At 68.5% G+C, this 24,286-nt stretch carries 26 protein-coding genes; 22 read left to right on the top strand and 4 right to left on the bottom strand.

Going from position 1 to position 24,286, the window contains the following annotated elements:
* Window positions 1-63 precede the first annotated feature (63 nt).
* Both EBMC1_RS07865 and EBMC1_RS07860 read right to left on the bottom strand, forming a co-directional pair.
* Complete coding sequence (locus EBMC1_RS07865; RefSeq protein WP_003043170.1) at window positions 64-1,713, bottom strand: M28 family metallopeptidase; 1,650 nt, start codon at window positions 1,711-1,713, stop codon at window positions 64-66.
* Window positions 1,714-1,810: 97 nt separating this feature from the next.
* On the bottom strand, window positions 1,811-2,602 hold the full coding sequence (locus EBMC1_RS07860; RefSeq protein ID WP_058811114.1) for a helix-turn-helix transcriptional regulator: 792 nt from the start codon (window positions 2,600-2,602) through the stop codon (window positions 1,811-1,813).
* A gap of 223 nt (window positions 2,603-2,825) precedes the next feature.
* Between EBMC1_RS07860 and EBMC1_RS07855 the strand changes: the two genes are divergently transcribed.
* Window positions 2,826-3,599: an SDR family oxidoreductase gene (locus tag EBMC1_RS07855; RefSeq protein WP_003043164.1), complete on the top strand. Its 774-nt coding sequence runs from the start codon at window positions 2,826-2,828 to the stop codon at window positions 3,597-3,599.
* Between the two features lie 25 nt (window positions 3,600-3,624).
* Here the strand turns inward: EBMC1_RS07855 and EBMC1_RS07850 are convergent, their stop codons facing one another.
* On the bottom strand, window positions 3,625-5,769 hold the full coding sequence (locus EBMC1_RS07850) for a S9 family peptidase (RefSeq protein ID WP_003043161.1): 2,145 nt from the start codon (window positions 5,767-5,769) through the stop codon (window positions 3,625-3,627).
* A gap of 406 nt (window positions 5,770-6,175) precedes the next feature.
* On the opposite strand from EBMC1_RS07850, the gene EBMC1_RS07845 reads away from it, so the two are divergent.
* From EBMC1_RS07845 to EBMC1_RS07800, 11 genes are all read left to right on the top strand, one after another.
* Window positions 6,176-6,673 (top strand): hypothetical protein, encoded by a 498-nt coding sequence (locus EBMC1_RS07845; protein ID WP_003043159.1) that lies wholly within the window; start codon window positions 6,176-6,178, stop codon window positions 6,671-6,673.
* A gap of 23 nt (window positions 6,674-6,696) precedes the next feature.
* Window positions 6,697-7,980 carry a DNA-packaging protein gene (locus EBMC1_RS07840; RefSeq protein WP_051066372.1) on the top strand — a complete coding sequence of 428 codons (1,284 nt, stop codon included), beginning with the start codon at window positions 6,697-6,699 and terminating at the stop codon, window positions 7,978-7,980.
* Between the two features lie 111 nt (window positions 7,981-8,091).
* Window positions 8,092-9,198, top strand: a complete 1,107-nt coding sequence (locus tag EBMC1_RS07835; protein ID WP_003043152.1) for a phage portal protein — start codon at window positions 8,092-8,094, stop codon at window positions 9,196-9,198.
* A gap of 105 nt (window positions 9,199-9,303) precedes the next feature.
* Window positions 9,304-9,633, top strand: a complete 330-nt coding sequence (locus EBMC1_RS07830) for a DUF6127 family protein (protein ID WP_003043149.1) — start codon at window positions 9,304-9,306, stop codon at window positions 9,631-9,633.
* The gene (locus EBMC1_RS07825) at window positions 9,630-10,148 is read left to right on the top strand and encodes an HK97 family phage prohead protease (RefSeq protein WP_003043144.1); all 519 of its coding nucleotides are present in this window, start codon (window positions 9,630-9,632) and stop codon (window positions 10,146-10,148) included. Before EBMC1_RS07830 ends, EBMC1_RS07825 begins: the two co-directional genes overlap by 4 nt.
* A 44-nt stretch (window positions 10,149-10,192) precedes the next feature.
* Entirely contained in the window at window positions 10,193-11,335 is a 1,143-nt protein-coding gene (locus EBMC1_RS07820; RefSeq protein ID WP_003043141.1) for a phage major capsid protein, read from the top strand.
* Between the two features lie 119 nt (window positions 11,336-11,454).
* Entirely contained in the window at window positions 11,455-13,188 is a 1,734-nt protein-coding gene (locus EBMC1_RS07815; protein ID WP_003043138.1) for a tail fiber domain-containing protein, read from the top strand.
* Window positions 13,185-13,337: a hypothetical protein gene (locus EBMC1_RS18355; RefSeq protein ID WP_156001055.1), complete on the top strand. Its 153-nt coding sequence runs from the start codon at window positions 13,185-13,187 to the stop codon at window positions 13,335-13,337. Before EBMC1_RS07815 ends, EBMC1_RS18355 begins: the two co-directional genes overlap by 4 nt.
* Before the next feature lie 22 nt (window positions 13,338-13,359).
* A complete protein-coding gene (locus tag EBMC1_RS07810) occupies window positions 13,360-13,635 on the top strand; it encodes a phage fiber-tail adaptor protein (RefSeq protein ID WP_003043135.1) in 276 nt (91 codons plus the stop codon).
* The gene (locus EBMC1_RS07805; protein WP_003043128.1) at window positions 13,632-14,180 is read left to right on the top strand and encodes a head-tail connector protein; all 549 of its coding nucleotides are present in this window, start codon (window positions 13,632-13,634) and stop codon (window positions 14,178-14,180) included. The genes EBMC1_RS07810 and EBMC1_RS07805 overlap by 4 nt, the downstream gene beginning before the upstream one ends.
* On the top strand, window positions 14,177-14,572 hold the full coding sequence (locus tag EBMC1_RS07800) for a DUF3168 domain-containing protein (protein ID WP_003043126.1): 396 nt from the start codon (window positions 14,177-14,179) through the stop codon (window positions 14,570-14,572). Before EBMC1_RS07805 ends, EBMC1_RS07800 begins: the two co-directional genes overlap by 4 nt.
* A gap of 258 nt (window positions 14,573-14,830) precedes the next feature.
* On the opposite strand, the gene EBMC1_RS07795 is transcribed toward EBMC1_RS07800, so the two are convergent.
* On the bottom strand, window positions 14,831-15,166 hold the full coding sequence (locus EBMC1_RS07795; RefSeq protein WP_003043123.1) for a hypothetical protein: 336 nt from the start codon (window positions 15,164-15,166) through the stop codon (window positions 14,831-14,833).
* A gap of 49 nt (window positions 15,167-15,215) precedes the next feature.
* Between EBMC1_RS07795 and EBMC1_RS07790 the strand changes: the two genes are divergently transcribed.
* The 10 genes from EBMC1_RS07790 to EBMC1_RS07745 all read left to right on the top strand — a co-directional run bounded on the left by EBMC1_RS07790 (window position 15,216) and on the right by EBMC1_RS07745 (window position 24,129).
* The gene (locus EBMC1_RS07790) at window positions 15,216-15,623 is read left to right on the top strand and encodes a phage major tail protein, TP901-1 family (protein ID WP_003043120.1); all 408 of its coding nucleotides are present in this window, start codon (window positions 15,216-15,218) and stop codon (window positions 15,621-15,623) included.
* Window positions 15,620-15,934: a gene transfer agent family protein gene (locus EBMC1_RS07785; protein WP_003043116.1), complete on the top strand. Its 315-nt coding sequence runs from the start codon at window positions 15,620-15,622 to the stop codon at window positions 15,932-15,934. The genes EBMC1_RS07790 and EBMC1_RS07785 overlap by 4 nt, the downstream gene beginning before the upstream one ends.
* A 1-nt stretch (window position 15,935) precedes the next feature.
* Window positions 15,936-16,142, top strand: a complete 207-nt coding sequence (locus EBMC1_RS07780; protein ID WP_003043115.1) for a phage tail assembly chaperone — start codon at window positions 15,936-15,938, stop codon at window positions 16,140-16,142.
* Window positions 16,135-16,707 carry a hypothetical protein gene (locus tag EBMC1_RS07775; protein WP_003043113.1) on the top strand — a complete coding sequence of 191 codons (573 nt, stop codon included), beginning with the start codon at window positions 16,135-16,137 and terminating at the stop codon, window positions 16,705-16,707. Before EBMC1_RS07780 ends, EBMC1_RS07775 begins: the two co-directional genes overlap by 8 nt.
* The gene (locus tag EBMC1_RS07770) at window positions 16,707-19,028 is read left to right on the top strand and encodes a DUF2460 domain-containing protein (RefSeq protein WP_003043111.1); all 2,322 of its coding nucleotides are present in this window, start codon (window positions 16,707-16,709) and stop codon (window positions 19,026-19,028) included. The genes EBMC1_RS07775 and EBMC1_RS07770 overlap by 1 nt, the downstream gene beginning before the upstream one ends.
* A complete protein-coding gene (locus tag EBMC1_RS07765; RefSeq protein ID WP_003043109.1) occupies window positions 19,022-19,855 on the top strand; it encodes a DUF2163 domain-containing protein in 834 nt (277 codons plus the stop codon). The genes EBMC1_RS07770 and EBMC1_RS07765 overlap by 7 nt, the downstream gene beginning before the upstream one ends.
* On the top strand, window positions 19,848-20,261 hold the full coding sequence (locus EBMC1_RS07760) for a hypothetical protein (protein WP_003043107.1): 414 nt from the start codon (window positions 19,848-19,850) through the stop codon (window positions 20,259-20,261). Before EBMC1_RS07765 ends, EBMC1_RS07760 begins: the two co-directional genes overlap by 8 nt.
* A gap of 1 nt (window position 20,262) precedes the next feature.
* Window positions 20,263-22,437, top strand: a complete 2,175-nt coding sequence (locus EBMC1_RS07755) for a phage tail protein (RefSeq protein ID WP_003043104.1) — start codon at window positions 20,263-20,265, stop codon at window positions 22,435-22,437.
* 27 nt (window positions 22,438-22,464) lie between these two features.
* Window positions 22,465-22,917, top strand: coding sequence for a DUF2793 domain-containing protein (locus tag EBMC1_RS07750; protein ID WP_003043102.1), 453 nt, complete (start codon window positions 22,465-22,467; stop codon window positions 22,915-22,917).
* Window positions 22,918-23,046: 129 nt separating this feature from the next.
* A complete protein-coding gene (locus EBMC1_RS07745; RefSeq protein ID WP_040589816.1) occupies window positions 23,047-24,129 on the top strand; it encodes an OmpA family protein in 1,083 nt (360 codons plus the stop codon).
* Window positions 24,130-24,286 lie beyond the last annotated feature (157 nt).

Here is a 24,286-nt window from a genome sequence, read left to right as displayed (position 1 = left end):
GCAAGGCGCGGCGACGGGGCGTCCTCTCCCCCCGGCCGCCCGGGCCGCCTCGCAGCCAAGATGCTATTTGCGGACAGCGGCGGTCTGGTCGCGCAGCGCCTTGAACTCGCTGCCGCTCTTCCAGCCGGGCCATTTGCCCGAGCGCGCGAGTTCGTCGCCGATCGTGTAGAAGAGCGCGATATCCTGGGCGGCGCCCGCCAGATTCCAGCTTTCGTCCCACGCGTCGCAAGCCTGATGGTAACAGCGGCCGGTATAGTCATCGACCCATTTCTGCCCTGCTTCCTTGCCGCCGTCGACAAGGTCGGACACGCCGGCGATGCCCATGAGCAGCAGCACGGGGACGCCGCGCTTGGCCATGCTGAAATGGTCGGCGCGGAAGAAGAGGCCGCGTTCGGGGAGGCTTTCGGGCGACACGGTGCGGCCCTGCATCGCGGCGACGCGGGCAAGATCATCCTCGAGCGTGCCCTGGCCCTTGCCGACGAGAATGACGTCCTTTGACTTGCCTGCCGTCTGAAGAATGTCGATGCCAAGGTTCGCCACCGTCTTTTCAACCGGATAGACGGGCGCCTGCGCATAGGCCTCCGACCCGAGAAGGCCGCGCTCTTCGGCGGTCCAGAAGGCGAAAAGCAGCGTGCGATCGGTGGGCGGTGCGGCCTTGAAACCGCGCGCGATTTCGATCAGCGCCGCAACGCCCAGCGCGTCGTCGTTCGCACCGGCGCGGTAGACGCGGCCCTTTTCGTCGGGCTTGCCCTCGCCATAGGCATCCCAATGCGCGCCATACATCACGACCTCGTCGGCACGGTCGGTGCCCGAGATTTTGGCGAGGACATTCTGACTGCGCACGACTTCATGCGTGACCGGAATCGACGCCCGAAAGCCGGTGCCGAGGTCGACGGGACGAAAATCCTTGCGCCGGGCGGCAATGCGCAGCTTTGCGAGATCCTGACCGGCGGATGCAAACAGCCGGGTCGAGGCTTCGCCCGAAATCCAGCCCTGAAGCGCAAGGCTGGTCGCCTTTTCGGGTGGTACGACGAGGCTGTAGTTTTCGCCGCCGGGGCTTTTCACGACGTTCCAGCCATAGCCTGCGCCGTCGGTGTCGTGGACGATCAGCGCCGCGATGGCGCCGCGGCGGGCCGCTTCTTCGAACTTGTAGGTCCAGCGGCCATAGTAGGTCATCGTGCGGCCGCCGAATTTGCCGAAGCTGTCTTCGCCCTTCGTCGCGACGAAATCGGGGTCGTTGACCAGAAAGACCGCGACCTTGCCCTTGAGATCGACGCCCTTGAAGTCGTCCCAGCCGCGTTCGGGCGCGTGGACGCCGTAGCCGACGAAGACCATCGGCGCATCGGCGATCGCCGCCACATCCTTGTCCTGCTGGCTCGACACATAGATGTCGGTGCCGAGGGTGAGCGGGGTGGCGCTGCCCTGCCGGTCGAAGGCGAGTGCGGTCGGGGTGCCGAGGCGCGTATGGAGCAGCGGCACGGGCTGCGTCCATTCGCCGTTCGGGCCGGCGGGTTCGAGCCCGAGCGCCTGAAGCCGGCCGATCAGATAGCCGACGGTACGCTCTTCGCCGACCGTTCCGGGGGCGCGACCCTGAAACTGGTCCGAGGCGAGGGTGCGGACCGTCTCGGTCAGATTGGCGGTGCTGATATCCTGCGCAAGTGCGGGGACGGCAAGGGCGGCAGCGAGCAGGGCGGCGAGAGGGCGCAGAAACATCAGGGGAGCGGGCTCCGTTGGTTGGGGAAGCGCCGACCCTAGCAGGATGCGCGGCAATTGGAACCGCCGTGGAGCAGCGAGGGCGAGAGGCGCCCGCCTATCCGCTCGCCAGCTTGCGATAGCGCGAAGGCGGAACGCCGAAATGGCGCGTGAAGCGCGTCGTGAAATGACTTGGTGTGGCAAAGCCGGTCGATAGTGCGATGTCGGTGATCGTCCGGTCGCCTTCGCGCAATAGCCGCGCGCCCTCTGCGAGGCGGGCATCGAGGATATACTGCCAGGGCGAGCAGCCGAAGGCGGTGCGGAAGGCGGCGGTGAAGCGCCGCACGTCCATCCCGACGAGCGCCGCGAGGCTTGCCAGATCGTGCGGATCGTCGAGCGTCGCATAGATGGCATCGACCAGAAGGCGGCGGTCTTGCGTATCGAATGCGGGCCGGCGCGGGGGCGGGGCCGCCGGGCGCCCATATTGGTGGCGGAGATGCAGTTCGATTCCGTTCGCGATCGCGTGCGCGGCCATGGCGCCGACATCGTCGGCCGGGTCGGCGATCAATTCGGCAAGCCGCGCGGCGGCGGCAGCAAGAAAGGGATCGCGGTGCCGGACGCGGGCGGGAAATTCGCCGCCGGCAAGGAGCGGCGGCGGCAGGCCGATTTCGACGAACCGTGCGAATCCGCCCTGCGCGAGGGCGGCGTAGCGCGAGGCGGCCGGCACCATCCAGATGTCACCGGGAGCGGGCAAGGCGCGCCCCGACGGTCCGTTGGAAAAGACGCATTCCATGCGGTCGAGCCGGCCGTCGAGGTGAACGATGATCGTGTGACGATCCTGTTCGATGGTCCAATCGGTCGGCAGAGCCAGTTGTTCGGTGGCGGCGACGACGTCCATTCGGCCAAGCATCGCGTGCGCACGCCGCACGACATGCCGCGGTGAAAGCGGCCGGCTGCCGTCCCATGGACCAGGGTGCTGGTTGGTCAATCAAGCTCCTTGCGAGTCCCCACGACTCGATGTGCCCGATTTGAAAACTGCGCCGGATTCGGGAAGCGGGCAAGGTCGAACATGCCTAGCTGATCGTCTCACCTCCGGGGCGGAGCTCCGCCCAACAGACTGAAAGGACAAGATTATGGTCGACCACAGCATCAAGGGAAAGACCGTGCTGATCGCCGGCGGCGGCAAGAATCTGGGCGCGCTGGTCGCGCGCGATCTGGCCGAGCAGGGCGCCAAGGCGATTGCGGTTCACTATAACAGCGCGGGTGCGGCGGCCGAAACCGAGGCGACGGTCGCGGCGATCCGCGCCGCCGGTGCGGAAGCGGTGGCCTTTCAGGCCGACCTGACCCCCGCCGGCGCCATGGAAAAGCTGTTCGCCGATACCATCGCGGCGATCGGCCGGCCCGACATCGCGATCAACACGGTCGGCAAGGTGCTGAAGAAGCCGTTCGTCGAGATCAGCGAGGAAGAATATGACGCGATGACCGCGGTCAACAGCAAGACCGCCTTTTTCTTTCTGAAGGAAGCGGGCAAGCACCTCAACGACAATGGCAAGATCTGCACGCTCGTCACCTCGCTGCTCGGCGCCTACACGCCCTTCTATGCCGCCTATGCCGGGACGAAGGCGCCGGTCGAGCATTTCACCCGCGCCGCATCGAAGGAGTTCGGGGCGCGCGGCATTTCGGTGACCGCCATCGGTCCGGGGCCGATGGACACGCCCTTCTTCTATCCCGCCGAAGCCGCCGATGCGCAGGCGTATCACAAGTCCGCGGCGGCGCTGTCGGCCTTTACCAAGACGGGCCTGACCGACATCGCCGACATCGTTCCGTGGATCCGCATGCTGGTGTCCGACGGCTGGTGGATGACCGGGCAGACGATCCTGGTGAATGGCGGCTATACGACCAAATGATCGGCGCGCGGGCGCCGGCCGGCGATCAATCCTTGGCGGCCGGCGTCCACCCTTTCTTGTATTTTTCGAACCAGGCGAGGATCGCCGACGCCTTTGCCGCGGCCTGCGACGGGCGGGCGGCGATGCCGCCGTGGCTGGCGCCCGGCACCTTGACCAGCACCGTCGGGACGCCGCGCAGACGCAGCGCGGTATAATATTGCTCCGACTCGCTGACCGGGGTGCGATAATCCTCGCTGCCGACGACGACCATGGTCGGGGTCTTCACATTGCCGACCAGCGACAGCGGCGAATGGCTCCAGAACGGCGTCTGGTCCTCCCACGGCATCGCGCCGATCCAGTAACGGCCGAAGAAGGCGGGACCGTCGGCGGTGAGCGCCTGCGTCGTCCAGTTGATGACGGGCTTTTGGGCGACCGCGGCCTTGAAGCGGTCGGTCTTGCCGACAATCCAGCTCGTCAGCACGCCGCCGCCCGACCCGCCGGTGACGAAGAGCGCGTCGGGATCGGCAATGCCGAGGTCGATCGCGCGGTCGACGATGCTCATCAGGTCGAAATAATCGTTGCCGGGATAATTTTTGTCGATCGCATTGGCGAAGGACGCGCCATAGCTGGTCGACCCGCGCGGGTTGGACGAGAGGACGGCATAGCCCGCCGCGGCATAAAGCTGGTTATCGGTCGAAAAATGCGGCCCATAAGCGGCGAACGGCCCGCCGTGGATTTCGAGGATCAGCGGCACGCGCTGCCCCTCGCGATAGCCCGGCGGCAAGGTGAGCCAGCCGTCGATCGACAGGCCGTCGACGCTCGACGCGGCGGTGATCTTGCGCACCTCGCCCAGCGCTTTCACCTCGCGCAGCGTGCGGTTGAGATCGGTCAGGATGCGCGTCTTGCCGGCGGCCGCGAGTTCGACCTCGGCCGGCCGCGCCGGGCCGCCACCGGTGAAGGCGATCGCGTCATTGTCGGCGACCGAAAAGCTGCCCCCCGAATAGGGTCGGTCGAGCCCGCTGCTCGTCAGCCCGCTGGCGACGGTGCGGACCGATCCGTCGAGACCGATGCGCGCAACCTTGGTTTCGCCATGCTCGTCATATTGGGCATAAAGGCCGCGCCCGTCGGCGTCCCACGCGAGTCCGTCGACGCTGAAATCCCAGTCGGGAGCGATGCGGCGGCTGTTCGATCCGTCGCGGTTCATCACGTAGAGGCTGGTGTTTTCATAAGCGCGCAGCCGGTCGTCGAACCCGAGATAGGCGATCATCCGGCCGTCGGGCGACACCAGCGGATTGGCATCGGGCCCCTTGCGCGTCGTAAGCTGGGTGATCGAGCCGCTCGCGACGTCGAGCGCATAGATGTTGCTTTCGAGCGGATCGCTTTCCCAGTCGGGGCGGCGGTCGGCGCTGAAATAGAGCATTGCGCCGTCGCGCGACCAGCTGAGCGGACCGCCGTCATGATAGGGGCCGAAGGTGAGCTGGCGCGGCGCACCACCGGTCGCCGAGACGAGAAAGATCTTTTCGAACCCCGGCTCGATATAGCCCTGGCCGTCGGCGCGGTAGGTGAGCAGGTCGTGGACCTCCAGCGGTTCGGCCCATTTGGCGCCTTCGGGCTTGTTCGCGGGCGCCTTGCCGAACCGCGGCGCATCGTCCTTGACGAGCATCGTATAGGCGATCGAGCGGCCGTCGGGCGACCAGGCGATGCTCGACGGGCTGGTCGGCAGGCCGGTGAGCTTCACCGCCTCGCCCCCGTCCATCCAGCGCACCCAGAGCTGGACGCTGCCGCCCTCGGCCGAGGCATAGGCGAGCCGCTTGCCGTCGGGCGACCAGCGCGGCGAAAAGGCATCGCCGCCGCGTCCCGCGACGGGGACTTCGGCGCCGGTCTGCGTGTCGATCAGCCAGATCGTGCTGACCGCGCGGTCGGACATGATGTCGTTCGCGCGGCGGACATAGGCGATGTGGCGCCCGTCGGGGCTGATCTGCGGGTCCGATGCGGCGGCGAGGCCGAAAAGATCCTCGCCGGTGAAGCGGCGCTGCGGCCCGGTCTGCGCGCTGCCGGTCGCGTCATCCTGTGCGGCGGTTGTTGCGGCGGGGGCGCTTGCGGGCTCGGGGGCGGTGCTTTGCTGCGCGTAAAGCGGCTGCGCCGCGAGGGTGAGAAGGCTCGCGCCGAGCAAGGCGAGTTTGCGCATCATATGGGTGCCCTTTTTCCGGTGGATGGTTGAGGGTGTAACCATCTGGCGCGGGGCGTCAATCGAACGGGTGGGGATGGGGTAGCGGCGGTGGGTTGCGATCATCTTCTCCCCTCTCGCTTGCGGGAGGGGTTGGGGGTGGGATGCGACGGTGCGATCCGCCTACCCCGCTGCGGCTAGCGAGCAGGCTCGCTAGTCTCGCTCCCCCTCCCGCAGGCGGGAGGGGGGACCAGCGCGCGACCTTGGCGCCGTTTTCTGGTGTGGGCGACAAAATAACCATATAGGTTATTTTATATTGACATCGTCACGCTCATATGGCACAAGTATCACATCATGAAGAATTGCGATTCGGGCCGGCGCCCTTCCGATGCGGGAGGGCGTTCCGGCCCTTTGTTTTGGGAGACGGGTGATGGGGCAGGCCGGCAAGGCGGTGGACGGTGCCGGCAAGGCGCGTCCCGATCGCAGGCAGATGGACATTTTTCTGGAATCGCTGGCAGAATCGTCGAATGTCGCGGCGTCGGCGCGGGTGGCGGGAGTCTCGGCGACCGCGATGTATCGCGAACGGCGGCGCAACGCCGGTTTCGCGGCGCGCTGGCACGAGGCGCTCTGCGAAGGTTTTGTCAGGCTCGAGGCCGAGTTGCTGTCCGAGGCTTTGATCGCGCCGACGGGCAATGTGAAGGATGCGACGCTCAAGTCGCGGGCGCAGAAATATCGGCTCGGCCTGTCGCTGCTCGCCGCGCACCGCGCGGCGGTGCGCGGGGCGAAGTTGCCGGCGGGGGTCGGCGCGGCGAAGGGCGGCGCCAAGGCCCGGTTGCTCGCCAAGCTCGATGCGGTCCGCGCGCAAGCGATGCGCGAGGCCGAGGGCGACGGCATCGACGCAGCCTTTAGCGAGGAGGTGGGGGATTGAAACGCCTTGCCGAAGTTCGGGACATGCCCGCGGCCGAATATGCCGCCTGGTCGCGCAGATTAAGACGGGATGCGGCAGCCAGCCTGCTGTTCGACTGGACATGGTGGCGGCGCGGCGATCAATGCCCCCCGGAAGGAGACTGGCACGTCTGGCTGCTGCTCGCCGGGCGGGGATTCGGCAAGACGCGGACGGGCGCCGAATGGGTGCGCAGCTATGCCGAAGCGCATCCGGGCGCGCGGATCGCGCTGGTCGCCGCGTCGCTGCACGAAGCGCGGCAGGTGATGGTGGAGGGCGAGAGCGGCCTGCTGGCGATCGCGCCTGACGAGGTGCAGCCCGAATATGAGAGCAGCCTTCGCCGGGTAAGCTGGGCGAACGGCGCGATCGCAACGCTCTACTCGGCAGCGGAGCCCGACAGCCTCCGCGGCCCCGAACATTCGGCCGCCTGGTGCGACGAGATCGCCAAATGGCCGCTGGGCGAGGCGGCGTGGGACAATCTGATGCTGACGATGCGGATCGGCGAAAACCCGCGCGTCGTTGCGACGACCACCCCGCGCGGCGTGCCGCTGGTGCGGCGATTGATCCGCGAAAAGGGTGTCGCGACGACCGCCGGGCGCACCCAGGCCAACAGCGACAATCTGTCACCGCGATGGCTGGCGACAATGGGGTCGATCTATGGCGGCACGCGCCTCGGGCGGCAGGAGCTGGATGGCGAGATGCTGGAGGATGTCGAGGGCGCGCTGTGGACCCGCGCGCTGATCGAGAGGTGCCGGGTCGAAACCGATGCGATCGGCAAGCCGGCGCGGGTGATCATCGGCGTCGATCCGCCGGCGAGCGCGAACGGCGATGCCTGCGGCATCGTGGTCGCGGCGCTGCTGCGCGACGGGCGGCTGGCGGTGGTCGAGGATGCGAGCGTCGAAACGCCGCCGCCCGCGCTGTGGGCGCTGGCGGTCGCCGCTGCGGCGGCGCGCTGGGGCGCCGACCGGATCGTCGCCGAAAGCAATATGGGCGGCGAGATGGTGACGGCGACGCTGCGCCAGGCCGATGTGACGCTGCCCGTGGTGGCGGTGCATGCGAGCGTCGGCAAGGCGCGGCGCGCGGAACCCGTCGCGCTCGCTTACGAGCGTGGGCAGGTGGTGCATGCGGGGGCGTTTGCTGCGCTGGAGGATCAACTTTGCGGCCTGCAGGTGGGCGGCGGCTATGCGGGGCCGGGGCGCTCGCCCGATCGGGCGGATGCGTGCGTGTGGGCGCTGGCGGCGCTGCTCGATGGGGTGCGGAAAGGGCGGAGGCCGGGGGTGCGGCGGATGTGATCGTGCATCGATTCCGGTGGGTTCATAAAAAGCGGGACCCCGGGTCAAGCCCGGGGTGACGATCTGCGAGGAATAGCCGGTCGCTTCAGGCGACCAAGGCAGGAGAACATCATGAACTGGTTTGGCCGGAAGGCCGCGCAGGGGGCTGCGCGGCCTGCTTTGTCGCGGGTGTATGGGGCGTGGTCGGCGCCGGCGCCGCTGTCGTGGGAGGCGCAGGTGCGGGCCGGTTATCTGGGCAATGCGATCGTGCAGCGGGCGGTGCGGCTGGTGGCCGAGGCTGCCGGCAGTGCGCCGGTCGTGGCGAGCGATCCGGCGCTTGGCGCGCTCGTCGCGGCGACGTCGGGCGGGCAGGGGCTGGTCGAGACGCTGGTGGCGCAATTGCTGCTGCACGGCAATGGCTATGTGCAGATTTTGCGCGACGCCGCGGGGCGACCTGCGGAGCTTTATGCGCTGCGGCCCGAGCGGGTGACGGTCGAGGCCGACGCGCGCGGCTGGCCAGTCGCCTATCGCTACAAGGCAGGCGGCGAGGCGGTGGCGCTCGCGGCCGAGGATGGCGGAGGGCGCACCGCGATTATCCACATCAAGTCGCTGCACCCGCTCGACGACCATTATGGTGCGGGGTGCCTGGGCGCGGCGGCGGGCGCAATCGCGGCGCATAATGCGGCGGCGAAATGGAATGCGGCGCTGCTCGACAATGCGGCGCGGCCGTCGGGGGCGCTGGTCCACGATCCGGGCGACAAGGGGATGCCATTGTCGGCCGAGCAGGTCGACCGGCTGCGCGAGGAACTGGCCGAGAGTTTTGCGGGCGGGGCCAATGCGGGGCGGCCGCTGTTGCTGGAAGGCGGGCTGAAGTGGCAGGCGCTGTCGCTGTCGCCCGCCGACATGGATTTTCTGGAACTGAAGCATAGCGCCGCGCGCGAGATCGCGATGGCCTTCGGGGTGCCGCCGATGCTGCTCGGCCTGCCAGGCGATGCGACCTATGCCAATTATCGCGAGGCCAATCGCGCGCTGTGGCGGCTGACCGTGCTGCCCTTGTGCGCGAAGATATTGGGCGCGCTGGCGCAAGGGCTGGTCGACTGGTTTGCCGACGCCGCGCTGCGCGTCGATCTCGACCGGGTGCCGGCGCTCGCCGACGACCGCATGGCGCTGTGGCGCGAGGTGTCGGCGGCGGACTGGCTGACCGCCGACGAGAAGAAGGCGCTTTTGGGCATGGCGTGACATCGGCGCCCTCGCGGATGCGGGGGGCGCTGTGGTTGGGCCCAGTGACGCCGAGTTAGGCCGATTGCGGCCCCCGCCCTCGCGGGGGCGACGGGAGTATTCGATATGGACGAGGATGAAGCGCTGGCGCGGTTGATCGCGCTGGCTGGGACGGGGGCTGGGACGAGTGCGGCCGGAAGCGCCGACGCGGCGGCGCTGCGGGCGCTGGTCGAGGAAGCGAGCGAGCTGGGGGCGCGGCGGGCGCTGGCGCGGCTGGGGCTCGCCGATGCGGCGGCGCGCGACGATGTGAGCGACCTGCGCCAACTGCTCGGCGCGTGGCGTGACGCGAAGACGAGCGCGTGGAAGGCGGCGGTCGACTGGGCGGTGCGCGGGATGTTGGCGCTGCTCGTCGTCGGGCTGGCGATGAAGATGGGGCTGCCGGGGTTGCTGAAGTGAGCGCGGTCTTCGAACATGCCCTCCCCCCGACCCCCTCCCGCGAGCGGGAGGGGGAGATACGCTTCGCCGGCTATGCCTCGGTGTTCGACCGGGTCGACCGCGGGGGCGATGTCGTGCGCAGCGGGGCTTTCGCGGCGAGTTTGCGTTCGGCGCGCGCGGTGCCTTTGCTGTGGCAGCATCGGCCCGGCGCGGTCGTCGGGACGATCGAGGCGCTGGCGGAGGATGCGCGCGGGCTGCGCGTCGTGGGGCGGGTGACGCATCCCACGGCGGCGCGGCTGGTCGAGCGCGGCGCGCTGACCGGATTGAGCTTTGGCTATCGGGTGCGCGCGGCGCGCGGGGCGCGGCCGCGCGAGCTGCTGGCGCTCGACCTCGCCGAAGTGAGCCTGGTCGCCCAGCCGATGCAGCCGCTGGCGCGGGTGATTGCGGTGTCTCCTTCTATTGTCATTCCGGCGAAGGCCGGAATCTCGACGGCTGAGGCGAACGAGAGGGCGAGATCCCGGCCTTCGCCGGGATGACGAGGAAAGTGAGATGCGGTGGATTTGGTGAAGGAGTGACAAGCATGGACGATATGGAAGTGAAAGCCGACGCGCTCGACGGCGCGTTCGATGCGGTATTGGCGGCCGAGGCAGTCGATGAATTGAAGGCGTCGGTAGCGGCGCTGAAGGCGCAGGTCGACGCGCAGGCGGTGGCGGCCTCGCGGCTGCCGCTCGACGGCGCGAAGGCGTCGGCCGATCCGGCGCGCGACGCCTTTGTCGAACGCTATCTGCGGCGCGGGATCGATGCGGGCGTCGAGATGAAGAGCCTGTCGGGGGCGAGCGGCGGCGAGGGCGGCTATGCGGTGCCGCGCGAAATCGACGGCAGCATCGCGGCGACGCTGAAGGCGCTATCGCCGATCCGGTCGATTGCCACCGTCGTACAGACGGGGACGAGCGGATACCGCAAGCTGGTCGCGACCGGAGCGACGGCGACGGGCTGGGTCGGCGAGACCGCGGCGCGGCCCGAGACGGCGACGCGCAGCTTTGCCGAAATCGCGCCGCCATCGGGCGAGCTTTACGCCAATCCGGCGGCAAGCCAGGCGATGCTCGACGATGCGATGTTCGCTGTCGAGGACTGGCTGGCGGGGGAGCTGGGCCGCGAGTTCGCGGTGGCCGAAGGTGCGGCCTTCGTGACCGGCAACGGCACGAACCGTCCCAAGGGATTCCTGTCCTATGCCGCGACGAACGAGACCGACAGCGCGCGCGCCTTCGGGACGCTGCAATATCTGGCATCGGGTGCGGCGGGCGCCTTTGCCGCGTCGAACCCGCAGGACAAGCTGGTCGAGCTGGTCCATGCGCTGAAGGCGCCGTACCGGCAGGGGGCATGCTGGGTGATGAACAGCGACACGTTGGCGCGCATCCGCAAGTTCAAGACGAGCGACGGTGCGTTCGTCTGGCAGCCGGGGATGGTCGAAGGGCAGGCGGCGACGCTGCTCGGCTATCCGGTGGTCGAGGCCGAGGATATGCCCGATGTGGCCGCGAACAGCCTGTCGGTCGCCTTCGGCAATTTTCGCGCCGGCTATCTGATCGCCGACCGCGGCGAGACACGGATCCTGCGCGATCCGTTCAGCAACAAGCCTTTCGTGCATTTCTATGCAACCAAAAGGGTGGGCGGTGCGATCATCGATTCGAACGCCATCAAGCTGTTGAAGTTCGCCGCCAGCTAAAGCGGTTGGTGCGCGAGGGCGCCCGGTCCCGGCTCCCTTCCCTTTCGGGACGGGCCGGGCGCCTACCCGCCGGCACGACACCCCGACATTATAGCGACATTAGAAAGGATGGCCCTGCCATGCCGACCCCCTTTTTCGCCGACCTGGTGCGCGAGCTGTGCCACGAGGGCGGGACCGGCCCGCTGACGCCGAGCGGCGCAGTGCCCGGTCATCGCCGCTTTGCGGGCACCGTGCCCGTCGATAGAGATTTCCATTATACGATTGCCGGCGTGGCGCAGCCCGACCAGTGGGAGGTGGGCACCGGCCATCTCGATTCTGCCGGACGTCTGGTGCGTGCAGCGGTCGCGGCGTCGTCGGACGGCGGTGCCCGCGTCGATTTCGCCCCCGGCCTGAAGACGATCGCGCTGACCGTTGCCGCCGACTGGTTCGAAGCCCAGGCGATGGTCGCGGCCGAAATGGCGAGCGTCGGCGACGCGGTGACGGCGCTCGGTGACGCGCTGGACGGCAAACAGCCGCTGTCGACGACGCACGAGGCCGTGCCCGTCGGTGAAGCCGGCGACATGATCACGGTGCGGCGGGGCGCGGATTGGGTGAACATCCCGATCGCGACGCTTGCGTATCGTGATGCCGGTGGACGAGTGCTTGCGGGCGCGGCCCTCGCCGGTATCGACGGGAGTGCCGCCGAGCCATCGGTGTCGTTCGCGAGCGATCCCGACACGGGCCTTTATCGTCCCGCCGCAAATATCGTCGCGCTTGCGACGGGCGGAACGGAGCGCATCCGTGTCACGGCCGGGGGCAATGTCGGCATCGGCGTCGATCCGGTCAACAAGCTGGACGTCCAGACGAGCGCCGGGCGGTTCGGCGTTGCCAGCGCCGGGTCGGCATCGGTGCGGATCAGCAGTTCGGGGACGATGCAATATGATACCGGCGCGGCGTCGTCGCACCAGTTTCTGAACAATGGCGTCGACAGCGTCGCGATCAGCAGCGCCGGCAATGTCGGGATCGGCACGACGACGCCCGAGAATTTCGGCGGCTATCGCAATCTGCACATGACCGGCCCGACCGGTTCGCAGATCACCCTGTACGGCGCATCGGACACGGTGCGGGGGTTTCTCTATACGACCGCGAGCGGCATGACCGTCGGCACCTCGACAGCGCATGTGCTGGCGCTCAGGTGCAACAATGTCGAGCGGGTGGTTCTGGAGACCGGCGGCGCGCTGCGCCCCGCCGGAAACAACACCCAATCCTTTGGATCCGCGACCAACCGATGGTCCGAATTATGGGCGTCGAAGATGGTGACGCCCTCGGGCGTCGCGCTCAGTCTTCAGGCCGGTGCGGGCGGGCAGTGGAATGTGTCTGCATCGACCGGATCCTTCTTTCCTTCGACCGACAATGCCCTGCCGCTGGGCGGGGCGGCGAACCGCGCGAGCACGCTGTATGCCGCGACCGGATCGATCAACACGTCCGACGAACGCGAAAAGACGTGGCGCGGCGTGCTGACGGCGCCGGAAATGGCGGCGGCGCGCCGGATCGCCCTGGAACTCGGCTTCTATCAGTGGAACGCGGCGATCGCCGAAAAGGGCGCCGCGGGGGCGCGGCTGCATTTCGGCGTGCGGGCGCAGGCGGTGTGGGCGATCATGGCCGACGAGGGCCTGATCGATCCGCTGGTCCCGGAGGCCACGCCCGACAGCCCTTATGCCTTTCTTTGTTATGACCGCTGGGATGGCGGCGCGGATGGCGACGCAGATGGCGCGGCGCCCGCCGGGGACAGGTTCGGTATTCGCCCCGACCAGCTTTCGCTGTTCCTGATCGCCGCGCAGGAGGCGCGGATCGCCGCGATGGAGACGGCATGATCGGGAGCGCCCTCGCTTCGCGCGCGATTGCCGATGCGGCGCGCCGAGACCTTGCCGCGGCATGGGGCGGACCCGCGCCTGCCGCGCGGCAGACCGAAATGACCATCGCGCGCGACCGGCCCCGGCGCGTCATCGTGCGCAAGCCCTGACCGAAAGGATTTTGCGGTGACAATGATTGTCAAAGACCCCGGAACGCGGGTCGACTTCGCATTCGAATGGGGCGCCGCCTATCCCGAGGGGCAGGCGCTGGTCGCGAGCGAATGGCTGGCAACGCCCGACGAGCCTGGCGGGGTTACAATCGCCGCCCAGACGCACGAGCTGGAGCAGGCGGCGGTAACTCTGGCGGGCGGGATCGCCGGCCATGTCTATCAGGTGACGAACCGCGTCACGCTGAGCGACGGTCAGATCGACGAGCGATCGATGACGGTGCGGGTGGAGGAGCGATGACGATGCAGAGCGTGACGCCGGGCGAGAGCCCGGTCAGCCTGAACGAGGCGCGCGGCTGGCTGCGGCTGGGCCCGACGATCGACGATGCCGTGGTCGCCGGACTGGTGCGCGCGGCGACCAATATCTGCGAAGCCTTTGTCGGCCAGTGGTTGATCGAGCGCGCGGCGGAGGAAGTGCTGCCGATAAACGGTGCGCCGCTGGTGCCACGGGTGCGGCCCGTCGTGGCGGTCGATGCGGTCGCGCTGATCGGGATTGACGGGGGGGAGGCGGTGCTGGCGGCCGACGCATGGGATGCGGTGATCGGCCGCGACGGCACCGCGCAGGTGACGCTTCACCAGACGAGCGGCGCGGTGCGCGCGCGTCTGTCCTACCGCGCCGGCATCGCCGCCGAGGCGAACGGGATTCCCGAGGCGATCCGCCAAGGCATCGTGCGCATGACGCAGCATCTGCACGATGCGCGCGACGGCGCCCCGGCGACGCCGCCGGCGGCCATCGCGGCGCTGTGGCAACCCTGGCGGCGGATGACGCTGGGCGGTGCGGCATGAGCGGCGCGGAGGCAGCGGTGCGTGCGCGGACATTGGCGCTGTTGCAGGCCGACGCGGAGCTGGCGGGGCTGGTCCACGGGATATTCGACGGCGTGCCGGCGCGGGCGACCGCGCCATTCGTCGCGCTCGACGCGGTCGAGGCGCGCGACTGGGGAACCAAGGACCGCGCGGGACGCGAGGTGCGCCTGACGCTGGCGGTCCACGGCGCGGGCGCGGTCGATGGTGCGGCGCCAGCGCGGATCGAGGCGATCGCCGGGACGCTGCGCGGCGGCGCCGACGGCTGGGCGGTGGTGGGCGCGCGGGTCGAACGGACGCGAACGCGTTTCGGGCGCGACGGCGGCTGGCGGCATGAGATGGTGCTGCGATGCCGCTGCCTGGTTGGGGATGGTTAGGGTGGGGGGATAATCAAATGCGGCCGGGATGGGGAGGGAAGCTGCCGCTTGAAGCGTGCGCTGTTCTCCCCTCCCGCCAGCGGGAGGGGCAGTGAAGGTTGCGAGCTTGCTCGCTAGCCGCAGCGGGGTGGGTATATTCAACGTCGCATGCCCACCCCCGACCCCTCCCGCCTGCGGGAGGGGAGAGGTATGGCCGCAAACGGCCGAAACCGGTCGTGTCGTTTCCGATGCGATGGTCCGCCCGCTTCATCCCCCGTCCTAGTCGGCGGGCATCGTCTTGGTTTCGGTGTAGTCCTTGAACTTGTCGATGAAGGTCGAGTGGTAATCCTCGACCTGCGAATCGGCGTCCTCGGCCGCTTCGGCGGCAGTGTCGCCGTCGGCGCGATCGAGCGCGATCACCGCGTTGCGGAACGCATCGCGTTCGGTGCCGCACGCTTCCTTGAGCGCGAGTTCATATTCGGCTTCGCCCATCTTTGCCTCGAGCGACTTCTTCATATGGTCGCGCAGGCATTTGGTGAAGATCGCGCGCGAATTGTCGACGGCGGCAGCGGGCGACGGCGCCATGGCAGCGAGAAGAATGGAAAAAACAAGCATCCTGCGACTCCCCAGTTTGCGGATGATTATGTGCGAGGAGATGTAGACGATGGCTATCGAAAATGGGAGCGCCTTTCTGCTGAAGATCGGCGACGGCGAAACGCCGCCCGCCTATCGCACCGTTGCGGGTTTGCGGACGACGCAAATGTCGGTGAACGGCGAGGCGGTGAATGTGACGACCAAGGATTCGGGCGGGTGGCGCGAGCTGCTGTCGGGCGCCGGGGTGCGATCGGTGTCGGTCAGCGCGGCGGGAATCTTTACCGGCTCCGACGCCGAAATTCGGATGCGCGGCCATGCGCTGTCGGGGGCAATCGACGATTATGAGCTGAGCTTCGAAAGCGGCGAGCGGCTGCGCGGCCGGTTCCTGGTCACGCGGCTCGACTATGCGGGCGATTATAATGGTGAGCGCAATTACACGCTGAACCTCGAATCGAGCGGCGCGGTGGCGAGCCTGTGAGCGCGGCGGCGAACGCCTTGCGCGGCGAGGGAGAGTTGCGGATCGGCGGAGCGACCCATGTGCTGCGTCCGAGTTTCGGCGCGCTGGTCGCGGCCGAGGCGGAGCTTGGCCCGCTGTTCGCGCTGGTCGAGCGGGCGGCGGACGGGCGGCTGGCGCTGGGCGAGATGGCGACGCTGTTCTGGCACTGTATCGCCGAGCGGCCCGCCGCGCTGACCCGCGAGGCGGTGGGTGAGGCGGTGGTTGCCGCGGGGCTGGCGGGTGCGACGCCGGCGCTGCGCCTGCTGCTCGGGCAGATATTGCAGGGGCGATGAGGTGGCCGACGATCGGCTGGCCCCCGGCGCGCTGGCGCTGGCGGGGGTGATGGCGCGCGTCTGCGGCTGGCGCCCCGGCGAATTCTGGGCCGCGACGCCTGCCGAGGTGGCGGCAGTGCTGGCCGGCTGGCGCGGCGACGATGATGGCGGCGGCGGCATCGATGGCGCGGCGCTGGCCGCGATGATGGAGCAATATCCCGATGGGTGACGAAATCGACGAAATGGTCGTCGCGGTGCGCGCCGACACCGGCGCGTTTCGCCGCGATATCGCGGCGCTGCGCGACGATTTGACCGGACCGCTGGTCGATGCCGCCGATGCCGCCGGGCGCGGGATCGAGCGCGCACTGAACCGCGCGGTGCTGACCGGCAAGCTGGGGTTCGAGGATCTGAAGCGGATCGCGCTGTCGGTGATGGCCGACATCGCGCGCGCGGCGATCGCGAACGGGATCGGGGCCGTGACGGGCGGCGGTAGCGGCGGTGGGGGCGGGTTGCTGTCGCTCGGCAGTTCGATCGCGATGGCGCTGTTCGGCGCGCCGGGACGCGCGACGGGCGGGCCGGTGAGCGCCGGGCGCGCCTATCGCGTCGGCGAGCGCGGCCCCGAATGGTTCGTCCCGACCGCGAGCGGGCGGGTCGAGACGGGCGGTGCGGTGCGCAATATCGCGATCACCGTAAATGTTCGTGGTGGCGGGACAGAAGAACCAAAAAGGCTCGCGCAGACGGGGCGGCAATTGGCGCAGGCGGTGCGGCGCGCGGTTGCGGCGGGAGACGCCTGATGGGCTGGGCGCTGGTGGCGGCCGAGCCGCATCATCGCAAGGGCTGGGTCAAGCGCTTCGACCCGCGTTTCTGGACCATCGACTTCGCACGCCCGATGATGGCGAGCGCGGTGACGACGGCGCCCGACGCGCTGCGTATCGAGGCGGTTTTCCACAACAGGCACGATCTGGCGGGACTGATCTGGGAGGCGGCGGATCGCTGGGACCATGCGCTGCTCGGTTACGAGACGCGGCGCGATTTCCGGCATAGCCGGCTGCGCTTTCGTTGGCGGTCGGGCGGTATGAAGTCGCTCGATGCGCTGCACGGCCCGACCTTGACGATCGAGGGGCGCGATGCGGCGGGCGCGCCGCGCGCCTGGTATGTGCGGCTGTGGAATTATGCCGACGGGAGCGGCGAGGACGCGTTCGTCACGCTCGACTTCGATGCGCTGGCCGGCGGCTTTTCGCTGCCAGATGAAGCCGATCCGGTGTGGGCGGGCGACATCGACCGGATGTTCGTTTCGTTGGTGCCGCCCGCTTATGACGGCAGCGAGGGCGTGCTGGCGGAGCCGGTCGAAGGTTGGGCCGAGCTCAGCAGCATTGCGTGCGACGGGTCGGGGTCGGTGCTGGCAATCGGCGATACGATCTTGCCCGAACTGCGCCGCGGCATCGCGACCGGCTATGACGATCTCTATCATCTGACCCCGGCGCGGGTGGTGCGGCAGATCGTCCAGCTCGGCTATCGCGGCGAGGTCGTCCATTATGTCGGGATGAGCCATTTCATGCGGCTGGCGGCGGCGGGCGGCGGGTTCGAGGTCGATGTCGCGGGCGGCGTGCTCAACGCGCCGTGCGCAGCATGGCACCGCGCCTTTGCAGCCGGATGTGCCGCCGCCGGGTTGGGGCTGATCTGGTCGCTCTCCTACGAATTATTCGATGCCTATTGCCCCGCCGACTGGAAGCAGCGCGACAGCGAGGGTAACCCTGCGCTGACGGGCTGGGAACCGCCATCGACCCTGTTGTCGCCCGCCCACGCCGAGGCGATGGGGTGGTTGCAACTGGTGGCGCGCGCCTTTGTCGCGCTGGCGGTCGAGGCCGGTTTGCCGGTGCGGTTCCAGGTCGGCGAGCCCTGGTGGTGGGTCGCCGGCGCAGGGCGGCTCTGCGTCTATGACGCGGCGACGACGGCGGCATTGGGGAGCGCGAGCGTCGCGATTCCCGATGTCCGCGGCGCGCTCGATGCCGGGCAATGCGCGATGCTCGACGCCTTGGGGGTGCTGCTGGCGACATCGACTGCGGCGCTGGTGGCGGCGGCGCGCGACGCGGCGGGGACGAGCGATTTCCGGAGCCATCTGCTCATCTATCTGCCGAGCGTGCTCGATCCCGCGGCGCCCGAACTGCGCCGCGCCAATGTGCCGCTCGGCTGGGCGGCACCGGCGTTCGATGTGCTGCAGCTCGAGGATTATGACTGGGTGACGACGGGACGCGGCGCCGCAAGCGCGGGCGCGCGCGCCGCGATGGCGGTGCGGCTGGGGTATCCGGTGTCCGCGCAGCAGTATTTCGCGGGCTTCGTTCTCGATGCCGACGACCGCGCCCAGTGGGCGGCGATCGCGGCGGCCGCCGACGCGGCAGAGGCGGCGGGTGTCGCGCGCGCCTTTATCTGGGCGTTGCCGCAGGTCGCGCGCGACGGCTTCACTTGTTTTGACGGGGAGGATGCGGTGCAGGCTTTCGATGCGGTGGATTTTCCGCTGGCGATCGGGCGCGAGGCGATGGTGGCGACCGAATTTTCGACGCAGATCGTCAGCTCGCCTTCGGGCCACGAACAGCGCGCGAGCGAATGGGCGGAAGCCCGGATGCGCTATGACGCGGGGCCGGGCATACGCTCCGAAGCCGATGTGCGGACGCTGGCCGAATTCTTTCGGGCGCGGCGCGGGGCGGCGCGCGCCTTTCGCTTTCGTGATCCGTTCGATCATGCTTCGGCGGGCGATGGCGGCGCACCCGGACCGGGTGACCAGTTGCTGGGAGAGGGCGACGGCGAAACGCGGCTGTTCGCGCTCGTCAAACATTATGGCGTGGGCGATGCCGAACAGGAACGGGCGATCCGCCTGCCCGTCGCAGGAAGCGTGCGCGTCGCGGTGGGCGGCGTCGAGACGGCGGCTTTTGTCGTAACGGGCGAGGGCGCGGTGCTGCTGGATGATGCCCCCGCGGTTGGGGCCGCTGTTACGGCGGGCTTTCTGTTCGACGTGCCTGTGCGCTTTGCCGACGACCGGCTGGAGGTGAGCCGTGCGACCTTTCTGGCGGGCGAGATTGCGAGCGTTCCGCTGATCGAGGTGCGGGCGCCATGGTGAGCGAGGCCGAAGCCGCGCCGGCATGGCTGCGCGCCGAAGTGGTGACGCTGGCGTGGTGCTGGCGCCTGTCCCGGCGCGACGGGGTGGTGCTGGGCCTGACGTCGCACGACCGCGACCTGTTGATCGATGGCGTTCCCTATCGCGCGGCGCCGGGGATGAAGCCCTCGGCGATCGAAACGAGCGACAGTCTGGATGCGTCGACGATGGACCTTGAAGGCGCGATCAGCAGCGATGCGATTGCGGCGCGCGACCTGGATGCGGGGCGCTGGGACGGCGCGGCACTGACGCTGTTCGTGACCGACTGGACGGCGCCCGAGGTGGCGCCGGTGACGGTGGCGCGCGGGACGCTGGGCGCGATCGAACGGCGCGGGAGCGCTTTTGCGGCCGAATTGCAGGGCATTATGCAGATGCTCGACCGGCCGGTCTGTCCGGCGACATCGCCATCGTGCCGCGCGGCGCTGGGCGACCCCGCGTGCCGGATCAATCTGGCGCCGCTGACCCATGCGCGCCGCATCGTGGCGATCGACGGGCGCGAGGTAACGATCGATGCCGCGCCGCCGCCCGGCACGATGGCGTTCGGCGAGCTGTGCTGGCTGGAAGGGGCAGCGTGCGGGCTGCGCACTCCGGTGATTGCGGCGGCGGGCGCGGTGCTGACGCTCGCCGAGATGCCGCCGCTGCTTCCGCCCCTGCCCGCGCGGGTGCGATTGATCGAGGGGTGCGACAAGCAGTTGGCGACCTGTTGCAGCCGCTTTTCCAATGCGGTCAATTTTCGTGGCGAGGCGCATCTGCCGGGCAATGATCTGCTGACGCGCTATCCCGGTGGATGAGCTTGGCGCGCGCGCCTTTGCCGCGGCGCGCGCGATGGTCGGGGCGCGTTTCGTCCCGCAGGGGCGCGATCCGCGCACGGGCGTCGATTGCGTCGGGCTGGTCTGGGCGGCTTATGCCGCGGCCGGACGGATGCTGGTCGCGCCCGCTGCCTATCCGCTGCGCGGATGGAGCGGCGGGCGGGTCGCGGCGGGACTGACGGCGGCGGGTTTTGGCGAAACGGCCGACACGGCGCGGGTCGGCGATGTCACGTTGATCGCGCTGCCCGCGCGGCAGTTTCACCTGGCGCTGATCGGGCCGGCGGGGATCGTTCATGCCCATGCCGGGCTGCGCCGCGTGGTCGAAGCGCCGTTCGATCCGGCGGTGCTGCGTGCGCGCCGCTGGCGGCTTTCTGATTTGGAGAAATGATATGGCGACTCTGGTGCTGACGGTCGTCGGCGGCATCGTCGGCGGGCCGGTCGGCGCGGCGATCGGTGCCGCCGTCGGCCAGCAGGTCGACGCGGCGATCTTCAAGCCCAAGGGGCGCGAGGGGCCGCGGCTGGCCGACCTGAAGGTGCAGGCATCGACCTATGGCCAGCAGATTCCCAAGCTGTTCGGCACGATGCGCGTCGCGGGCAGCGTCATTTGGGCAACCGACCTGATCGAGCGGCGCACGAAGAGCGGCGGCGGCAAGGGGCGGCCTTCGGTGACCGAATATAGCTACGCGGTATCGCTGGCGGTCGCGCTGTCCTCGCGGCCGATCCGGGCGGTGCGGCGCATCTGGGCCGATGGCAATCTGCTGCGCGGGTCGAGCGGCAGCTTTCGCGAACGCTGCGTCTTTCGGAGCCATGACGGGGGCGAGGATCAGGCCGTCGATCCCCTGATTGCCGCGGCGCTGGGCCCGGCTGCTGCTTCGGCGTTTCGCGGATTGGCCTATGTCGTGTTCGAGGAGCTGGAACTGGCGGCCTTCGGCAACCGGATTCCATCGCTGACCTTCGAGGTCGAAGCCGATGCGGGGACCGTCGATGCCGGAAGCGTGGCCAATGCGTTGCTGGGCAATCCAGGCCGTGCGGCGGGGGTTTGGCCCTTTGGCGGCTATGCCGCGTCGGGCGATCGCGCTCGCGACGCGCTGACGCCGCTATTCGACGTCGATGCCGTCCGGCTGCGCAGCGCGTCGGCGGACTGGCGGCTTCTGCCGGCAGAGGCCGAGCAGCCCATCCTTGCACCGGATGCCTATTCCGAAAGCCGACGCGATTGGAGCGCGTCCGACATCGTCGAGCATCGGCGCATGCCGTTGGGCGCGCTGCCTGCTTCGATCCGGCTGCGCCATTACGAGCCCGAGCGCGACTATCAACTCGGTCAGCAGATGGCGATCGTCGCCGGCGGAGGTGCGCGCGAGGACCGGATGGATTTGCCCGCCGTGCTTGCCGCCGGTTCGGCCCGCGCGCTGGCGCAGCGGCTCGCGGCCTCGGCGACCGATGGCCGCGAAACAATCGTCTGGGAAGCGGATCTGGCGGCGCTGGCCTTGCCCGTCGGCGGGTTGATTATGCTCCCGGAGGGGGGCGTCTGGCGCATCGGATCGCGCAGCGTGAAAGCGGCGTCGGTTCGCATCGAGCTGCGGCGCTATCGGCCGTCGAGCATGGCCGAGCTTGCCGCGGACCCCGGCGCGCCCGTCGTTGCCCCCGACTGGCCCGATAGCGAGGGTGTGGTGCGGCTGTTCGATCTGCCCAGCATGGGCGCGGCCGCCACGGCGCCGCGGGTGCTGGTTGCGGCGGCAGGCGGGAATGACGGCTGGCGCGGCGCCGATCTATGGTTTCGCGGCGGCACCGATATAGAGCCGATCGCGATCGGGACGGCGCGGCCGGCACTGGCGTTGGGGGCGCTGGCCGCGCCGCTGGAGCCGGGGCCGACAGGCCTGTTCGACCGGGCGAATAGTTTGGTCGTCGAGCTGGCCAATTCCATGATGGCGCTCGAATCGATTGGCGACGCGGCGCTCTTGGCCGGCGGCAACAGAGCGATGGTCGGCGGCGAATTGCTGCAGTTCGGTACTGCGGAGTCGCTGGGGGGCGGAGTGTGGCGGCTGACCGGGCTCCTGCGCGGTCTTGCCGGGACCGAGGATGCGATGGCGCATGGCGCGGGCGAGCCGTTCGCCTTGCTCGACGACGCGGCGCTGTGGCTGCTTCCCGACGACATGGCGCGCCAGGCCGAAAGCGGCGAGGCAAGCGTCGAATGGGCGCGGCGGGGCGGCGTTGAACTGGTCGATGTGCCGGTGCCGTCGGCGGCGCGGGCGCTGCGCCCCCTCTCGCCGGTGCACGGATATGTGCGCGCGGCTGCCGATGGCGCGATCGAAGCGCGCTGGGTCCGGCGCAGCCGCGCCGATCACGGCTGGCGCGACCAGGTCGATCTGCCGGTCGGCGAGGGCCGCGAGCTGTGGCAGGTCATGCTGGTGCCCGCGGTGCCGGGGCTCGGCCCGTGGGATTGCACCGAATCCCGACTGCTTCTGGATGCCGCGTCGCTCGCAGCGATCCCAGCGGGAAGCGCACTTTCCATCCGGCAGGTCGGCGATTTCGGCCTTTCGCCGCCGCTTCTTCTCCCGCTCGCCTGATCTTCTGCTTTCTGAAAGGATTCCAACATGTCGGACAATCTGCAGACCCCGCGCTTTGCCCTGCCGATGCTGTCGGTGGCGCAGGCGCAAAAGGAAATGACGCATAACGAGGCGCTCGTCCTGATCGACGCGCTGCTTCACGCCGCCGTCGTCGATGGGTCGCTGGCGACGCCGCCTGAAGATCCTGCCGAGGGCGATTGCTGGATCGTGGATGAAGCCGCCATCGGCGAATGGTCCGGCGAGGCAGGCCGCCTGGCGCTCTGGACAGCGGGCGGATGGCGGTTCGTTGCGCCTTCGCCCGGGATGCGTGTCAGACGGATCAGCGACGGTGCCACGCTGCTGTTCAACGGCTCCGGATGGACTGTACCCATCGCTATTGCGAATCCCGAAGGAGGGGCAACGATCGACCTGGAAGCGCGTGCGGCAATAGACGCGCTGCTTGCGCTTATGGTAGCGCATGGTATTATGATCGCTGGCTGATTTTGTTTCTGTTCGCGCAGGAAGTGCGACTTTTTGGCAACAGATTGTCGATTTGTTTACTTGCGTGGAACCAAAGGCACGAGTAGGACGTCTGTCGAGACGTAATCTCAATTGAAAGGGGAATCCATTATGAGGAAGCTTGCCGTCGCTGTGGCGTTGGCCTCCACTGCCCTTGCGTCGCCTGCTATGGCGCGCGACAACTCGTGGTATGTTGGTGTCGGTGGTGGTGTCATGATCGTCGAGGACATCGACCTCGATATCGGCACCGTCGCTAATGCGGGAACGCTCGATCATCGTACCGGTTATGATTTCGAAGGCACTGTCGGTTATGACTTCGGCGGTTTCCGCGCTGAAGTCGAAGTCGGCTATCGTGAAGCCGACATCACCGGTGGCCGTTTTTCAACTCCCGGGATTCCGGCGAACTCGACGGGCGGGCTCTTCACCGGCAATACGCCGCTGAATGGCGACTCGAACGCGTTGAGCTTCATGGCCAATGGTATGCTCGACTTCGGTGACGACGATGGCCTGCAGGGCTTTGTCGGCGGCGGTGCAGGTGTTGCACGCGTTTCGATTCAGCCGGTCTTCGCAACCAACTTCCTGGACGATTCCGATACGCGCTTCGCGTGGCAGGCAATCGCCGGTGTTCGTGCGCCGCTGACCAAGCATTGGGATGCCGGTCTGAAGTATCGCTTCTTCAATGTCAGCGATCTGAAGCTGGTCGACCAGCTTGGTCGTGACGTTTCGGGCCGTTTCCGTTCGCACTCGTTGCTCGGAACGCTGACCTACAACTTCGGTGGTGCGGAAGCGCCGCCGCCGCCGCCGCCGGCTCCGCCGCCGCCGCCGCCGCCGCCGCCGGTTTGCGAACCCGGACCGTATATCGTGTACTTCGACTGGGATCAGTCGGCGATCACGCCGGAAGCGGCTGCAACGCTGGACAACGCGATCAGCGCTTACAACCGTGGCTGCAGCGGCCAGCAGGTCATGCTCGCCGGTCACGCCGACCGTTCGGGTTCGGCCAAGTACAACGTCGGTCTGTCGCAGCGTCGCGCCGATGCCGTGAAGTCGTACATGACGGCTCGTGGCGTTGCCGATGGTTCGATCACGACGCAGGCGTTCGGCGAAACCCGCCCGGCCGTTGCAACTGCCGATGGCGTCCGCAACGACCAGAACCGTCGCGTGGAAATCACTTACGGTCCGAACTCGGGCATGTAAGACCGGTTTTCATTCCCGACGGGGAATGGACGAAAAAGAAGGGCGGTACCGCAAGGTGCCGCCCTTTCTTTATGTATGCTTTTCGATGACATCTCCGGCTGATGGCAGGGCTTGCCGGGGCGACGACGCGGAATTTGAGTCTTGCTCCTCAACATAA

Source organism: Sphingopyxis sp. MC1 (assembly GCF_000371385.1).
In the GTDB taxonomy this organism is placed as follows: domain Bacteria; phylum Pseudomonadota; class Alphaproteobacteria; order Sphingomonadales; family Sphingomonadaceae; genus Sphingopyxis; species Sphingopyxis terrae.
Note: the sequence above shows the minus strand (reverse complement) of the source record. Positions and strands in the feature narration are given on the sequence as shown.

Coding starts and splice junctions, on each gene's coding strand:
- EBMC1_RS18355 (WP_156001055.1), top strand. CDS start 13,185: ATGATCGGGAGCGCCCTCGCTTCGCGCGCGATTGCCGATGCGGCGCGC.
- EBMC1_RS07860 (WP_058811114.1), bottom strand. CDS start 2,602: ATGCTTGGCCGAATGGACGTCGTCGCCGCCACCGAACAACTGGCTCTG.
- EBMC1_RS07765 (WP_003043109.1), top strand. CDS start 19,022: ATGGTGAGCGAGGCCGAAGCCGCGCCGGCATGGCTGCGCGCCGAAGTG.
- EBMC1_RS07795 (WP_003043123.1), bottom strand. CDS start 15,166: ATGCTTGTTTTTTCCATTCTTCTCGCTGCCATGGCGCCGTCGCCCGCT.
- EBMC1_RS07745 (WP_040589816.1), top strand. CDS start 23,047: ATGAGGAAGCTTGCCGTCGCTGTGGCGTTGGCCTCCACTGCCCTTGCG.
- EBMC1_RS07770 (WP_003043111.1), top strand. CDS start 16,707: ATGGGCTGGGCGCTGGTGGCGGCCGAGCCGCATCATCGCAAGGGCTGG.
- EBMC1_RS07840 (WP_051066372.1), top strand. CDS start 6,697: ATGCCCGCGGCCGAATATGCCGCCTGGTCGCGCAGATTAAGACGGGAT.
- EBMC1_RS07865 (WP_003043170.1), bottom strand. CDS start 1,713: ATGTTTCTGCGCCCTCTCGCCGCCCTGCTCGCTGCCGCCCTTGCCGTC.
- EBMC1_RS07800 (WP_003043126.1), top strand. CDS start 14,177: ATGAGCGGCGCGGAGGCAGCGGTGCGTGCGCGGACATTGGCGCTGTTG.
- EBMC1_RS07810 (WP_003043135.1), top strand. CDS start 13,360: ATGATTGTCAAAGACCCCGGAACGCGGGTCGACTTCGCATTCGAATGG.
- EBMC1_RS07775 (WP_003043113.1), top strand. CDS start 16,135: ATGGGTGACGAAATCGACGAAATGGTCGTCGCGGTGCGCGCCGACACC.
- EBMC1_RS07845 (WP_003043159.1), top strand. CDS start 6,176: ATGGGGCAGGCCGGCAAGGCGGTGGACGGTGCCGGCAAGGCGCGTCCC.
- EBMC1_RS07820 (WP_003043141.1), top strand. CDS start 10,193: ATGGACGATATGGAAGTGAAAGCCGACGCGCTCGACGGCGCGTTCGAT.
- EBMC1_RS07830 (WP_003043149.1), top strand. CDS start 9,304: ATGGACGAGGATGAAGCGCTGGCGCGGTTGATCGCGCTGGCTGGGACG.
- EBMC1_RS07805 (WP_003043128.1), top strand. CDS start 13,632: ATGACGATGCAGAGCGTGACGCCGGGCGAGAGCCCGGTCAGCCTGAAC.
- EBMC1_RS07790 (WP_003043120.1), top strand. CDS start 15,216: ATGGCTATCGAAAATGGGAGCGCCTTTCTGCTGAAGATCGGCGACGGC.
- EBMC1_RS07815 (WP_003043138.1), top strand. CDS start 11,455: ATGCCGACCCCCTTTTTCGCCGACCTGGTGCGCGAGCTGTGCCACGAG.
- EBMC1_RS07755 (WP_003043104.1), top strand. CDS start 20,263: ATGGCGACTCTGGTGCTGACGGTCGTCGGCGGCATCGTCGGCGGGCCG.
- EBMC1_RS07855 (WP_003043164.1), top strand. CDS start 2,826: ATGGTCGACCACAGCATCAAGGGAAAGACCGTGCTGATCGCCGGCGGC.
- EBMC1_RS07850 (WP_003043161.1), bottom strand. CDS start 5,769: ATGATGCGCAAACTCGCCTTGCTCGGCGCGAGCCTTCTCACCCTCGCG.
- EBMC1_RS07750 (WP_003043102.1), top strand. CDS start 22,465: ATGTCGGACAATCTGCAGACCCCGCGCTTTGCCCTGCCGATGCTGTCG.
- EBMC1_RS07835 (WP_003043152.1), top strand. CDS start 8,092: ATGAACTGGTTTGGCCGGAAGGCCGCGCAGGGGGCTGCGCGGCCTGCT.